The following is a 4,103-nucleotide window of genomic DNA, read 5'->3' as shown; positions in this document are numbered from 1 at the left end:
GAACAAAATTGAGCGATGTTGGTCATGGTTGAAGAGTCGAATTCGTCAACAACTTATTCAATTTGACTGTATCAGGGATGCTATGGAATATGTACTTCGCCTAGCGTCCTAACTGCCTTGTCTGTTGCTATAACCGTAGCCATATTTTTGCTGGGCTTGTAGATATTTAGCTTTCCAATCTCGGAAGGTACGCTTAGGTATTTTATTGTCTTCTATTGGTTGTCCTCTTAGCCACGGCTCGACAATGCTGTAGCGGAAGTTGGCGTCTTTTAAATCTTGCTCACTTGCTTTCAGTAATATCTCCTTGATCTCATTGCTTAAATTACATTCCACCTTATTCCTAAAACCTGTTATCTTCCCTTCCCGAACCAAATCTTCGAAGGTATTTAATGCTAATTCAACTGCTTGGCTCTCTTTTGTATGCAGTAAAACAGATGTTTCTCCTACCAAAACTATTGTCAAGATATTGCCGTCATAAAGTGTTAGTATCTTCAAACACTTGGCAAACTGCTTCTTTAGGTAAGGAGTCTCGCAATTGGATTACTGGTATTTGATAATGCTCAAATTTTTTGAGTACCTCCAGTTCTAAAGTGTCGATTAGTTCGAGTTTCTGAGCATCATATTGCCAATATTTAGAATATTTACTTCTCCATTCCGAAAAGAAGAAGATTTTTGATAATGGGAATAGTCCGGCTTCATACTCCTTTTCTGGGGTGGAACAGTCTATAATTTCTCCACCAAATGTTCGGAGTTGTTTTGATTCCGGGAAAGCGATAATGGCACTGCGGCGGTCGATGTTATGGTCAAGGGATTTGGCAATATCGAGGTAGTACCATTTTTTTATCAGCTTTTGGCTTTTTTGGTCTTTAATGACAACGGGTTGCTCTGACAGCAAAACCATGAATGAAGTGGTTAGGCGTTGCTGACCGTCGAGAATTAACAAACTGGGATTATCGTACTTTGGCTCTTTAACGTTATCGATGAGGCGAGGTTTAAATTGCACTTGCTGATTACTTTGCTGAAGCATCATCACTGCGCCAATCGGGTATGCAAGTGAGATGCTGGCAAGTAGACGACGCACACGAGCATCATCCCAAACCCAATCTCGTTGAAAATCTGGCAGTTGGATACGTCCGGTCTTTATATCTTTTAAAATATCGAGTAAAGGATATTTAGTGATGTCAAATGTGCTGATAGAATGCATTTGCTGTTCTGAGGTTATTATTCTTCGCTCACATACTGCTGCTAGTGCAGATGAATTAGATTGATTTTGTGAATTACGAGTAATTTTAGGATGAGATAATGCCACTTATTTTTACAGTAATGAATACAGATATAAGACACAATAAAGCGCCTCTTGCTGTGTCAGCAAGAGGTTTTATCACGAGTTACTCGTAAATCACGAACAGTTAGTTAGTAAGAAAGTTGGGTGGCAAAATTATTTGTTGGCTGATAACTAGTTGTTTAAATTGATTGAGTAAATCAGCCTGTCGCAGCAGGAAAGGAATGTAATGGGGTCGTCTGTCGAAGTTAGTTCCCCAGTCTTTGATGGTGTGAGGACTTAACCCTGTGGCTTGTGCCAGAGCATTGATACAAGCTTTGCGATAACCTCTGGCTGGGTCAATATCTACCCACTTACGACAGTATTCCATTGGCTCCAAAGGCAGCTGACGGATAGCATCAATCCTCTGCTCTTCTGGATTAGGGGAAAGTCTCACAAACATCTGGGGCTGGTAATGGATGGGCAAGTACCAGATGAAGGCTTGAGTAATTTGATGTTGGCTATTGCCTACTGTTAATTTGTTGATTCAAAAGTGAAGGCAACTGCTGTTGTACTCAAGCGGCAGTCTAATACAACAGTCTACAGATTAAGAAATCTTTGCCCACAATACTAGTCTTTTAGTCGGAAATTCCGATTAAATTATTTTTGCGGATAATCAGGGGGCAAGACGATTTTCCTGATCTGGTTCAGCATATCCGCCATTCTGAGGACATGTAGAACATGATCTGGTCGCCTATCAAAGTTCGGGCCCCAGTCGTTAACTGTACGTGGACTTAAGCCTGTGGCCTCGGCTAGAGCCGTAACACAAGCTTTACGATAACCACGTTCATCTGAAGGTACTTCAACCCATCGCTGACAGTATTCTAGTGGCTCTAAAGGTAGTCTACTGAGTACGTCGATTATATATTGGGTTGAAAGAGTAACGCTGTCTATCACCTTTTTTGGATGTGGTTGAAGTATAATTCGGAGTTCACGACTATAATCGCAGAAATTTATATCCGAAGAAAGCCCAGTGTTAATTCTGCGAGGATGCGATCACCTAAAACAGTAAATTAAGAGCTTTCCTCCCAGCTTTATAGACATACTTAAGCAATTTTTTATACTACTTATTGTAGTAAAAGTAAGTTAAAAAAATACCTGAAGTGCGATCGCAAATGCTTCATTTTTCATTTCTTGAATTTTAGTGGTGAGAATTGGGCAGAATTCGCTTGTGTAAATTTATATTTTTCAGAAATGCCACTATATTGAATTATTTATGGTAAAACTGGTGGCTGAATATACAGCAACGGTTGCATCGGGTGATTACCTGAATTCAACCAAAGTTGGCTTGAGGATTAGGTCAGCGTGGCACGAACTAAGAAAGACGAAACGAACGAAAAAAAAGGCAATGGGACCAATCTAGGGTTTGAGCAAACCCTATGGGCAGCAGCAGATAAAATGCGCGGTCACATGGATGCTGCGGAATATAAGCACGTTGCTTTGGGGCTGATTTTCCTCAAGTACATCTCGGATGCGTTCCAAGAACTCTACGATGACTTGGCGCAGCGACAAGAAACGGAGTATACCGACCCGGAAGACCGAGATGAATATCTGGGGATGAATGTTTTTTGGGTGCCGAAGGAGGCGCGGTGGTCAAATATTCAGGCGAACGCGAAGCAGCCGACAATCGGAATGCTAATTGATCAGGCAATGCTGGCGATTGAAAAAGAAAACCCTCGCCTTAAGGGAGTGTTGCCGATTCAGTATGCCCGGCCGGATCTGGATAAACAGCGGTTGGGAGAATTAATCGACTTAATTAGCAAGATTGGCTTAGGAGATACTGCCAGCAGATCAAAGGACATTCTGGGACGGGTGTATGAGTATTTCTTGGGGCAGTTTGCTGAGAAAGAAGGCAAGGGTGGTGGTGAGTTTTACACCCCACAGTCGGTGGTGAAGATGCTGGTAAAGATGATTGAACCCTACAGGGGAAGAATTTATGATCCCTGCTGCGGATCGGGCGGGATGTTTGTGCAGTCGGAGAAATTTGTTGAGGCGCACGGGGGAAATAAAGGCGATATTGCTATTTATGGGCAAGAATCAAACCCAACGACGCGCCGCTTGTGTTTGATGAACCTGGCAATTCGTGGGATTGACAGCAATATTGGGGACAGGCAAGCCGACAGTTTCACGAATGATCTACACAAGGATTTGAAGGCAGACTACATCCTCGGCACTCTCGACGACAAAATCGAACTCAACCAGCAAATCAACCACACATTAGAAGCGATAGCCCGTGCCTTGTTCAAATCCTGGTTTATCGACTTCGATCCCGTCCGCGCCAAAATAGATGGACGACAACCCGCAGGTATGGATGCTGAAACTGCTGCTCTGTTTCCTGATGAGTTTGAGGATTCAGCAGGCAAAATCCCAAATGGGTGGAAAACAGTTCCGTTATCTGAAGTAATAGAGGTTAATCCAAGGCGATCACTTACTCAAGGAAAACTTGCTCCGTATCTTGATATGCAAAATATGCCAACTCAAGGTCACAGACCAAATGGTTGGATATATCGAGAATTTAGTTCTGGTACAAAGTTTATTCAAGGTGACACGCTCTTAGCAAGAATTACGCCTTGCTTAGAGAACGGAAAAACAGCATTTATAGATTTTTTGCCTGAAGGAGAAGTAGGTTGGGGTTCAACTGAATACATCATCCTCAGACCCAAACCACCCTTATAGCAACAGACAAGGCGGTTAGGACGCTAGGCGAAGTACATATTCCATAGCATCCCTGATACAGTCAAATTGAATAAGTTGTTGACGAATTCGACTCTTCAACCATGAC

Annotated in this window: 5 protein-coding genes and 1 pseudogene; 2 read left to right on the top strand and 4 right to left on the bottom strand. The window is 42.5% G+C overall.

Annotated elements, in window-relative coordinates; genetic code table 11:
* Nucleotides 1-112 (top strand): annotated as a pseudogene (locus H6G97_RS54250) (IS630 family transposase); the annotation flags it as partial.
* Here the strand turns inward: H6G97_RS54250 and H6G97_RS46850 are convergent.
* From H6G97_RS46850 to H6G97_RS46835, 4 genes are all read right to left on the bottom strand, one after another.
* A complete protein-coding gene (locus H6G97_RS46850) occupies nt 109-495 on the bottom strand; it encodes a hypothetical protein (RefSeq protein ID WP_190947212.1) in 387 nt (128 codons plus the stop codon). The pseudogene H6G97_RS54250 and the gene H6G97_RS46850 overlap by 4 nt on opposite strands.
* On the bottom strand, nt 473-1,309 hold the full coding sequence (locus H6G97_RS46845; RefSeq protein ID WP_338422001.1) for a DUF262 domain-containing protein: 837 nt from the start codon (nt 1,307-1,309) through the stop codon (nt 473-475). The genes H6G97_RS46850 and H6G97_RS46845 overlap by 23 nt, the downstream gene beginning before the upstream one ends.
* A 100-nt stretch (nt 1,310-1,409) precedes the next feature.
* On the bottom strand, nt 1,410-1,724 hold the full coding sequence (locus tag H6G97_RS46840) for a hypothetical protein (RefSeq protein ID WP_114081968.1): 315 nt from the start codon (nt 1,722-1,724) through the stop codon (nt 1,410-1,412).
* Between the two features lie 197 nt (nt 1,725-1,921).
* On the bottom strand, nt 1,922-2,218 hold the full coding sequence (locus H6G97_RS46835; protein WP_190947211.1) for a hypothetical protein: 297 nt from the start codon (nt 2,216-2,218) through the stop codon (nt 1,922-1,924).
* Between the two features lie 408 nt (nt 2,219-2,626).
* Here H6G97_RS46835 and H6G97_RS51745 point away from each other — a divergent pair, with 408 nt between their 5' ends.
* Complete coding sequence (locus H6G97_RS51745) at nt 2,627-3,997, top strand: N-6 DNA methylase (RefSeq protein ID WP_338422000.1); 1,371 nt, start codon at nt 2,627-2,629, stop codon at nt 3,995-3,997.
* Nucleotides 3,998-4,103: the final 106 nt, after the last annotated feature.

Origin of the sequence: Nostoc flagelliforme FACHB-838, assembly GCF_014698065.1 — a bacterium.
GTDB classification, from domain to species: Bacteria; Cyanobacteriota; Cyanobacteriia; order Cyanobacteriales; family Nostocaceae; genus Nostoc; species Nostoc flagelliforme_B.
Note: the sequence above shows the minus strand (reverse complement) of the source record. Positions and strands in the feature narration are given on the sequence as shown.

Excerpts from the sequence above, each read along its gene's own strand:
- H6G97_RS46840 (WP_114081968.1), bottom strand. The coding sequence starts at position 1,724 with ATGTTTGTGAGACTTTCCCCTAATCCAGAAGAGCAGAGGATTGATGCT.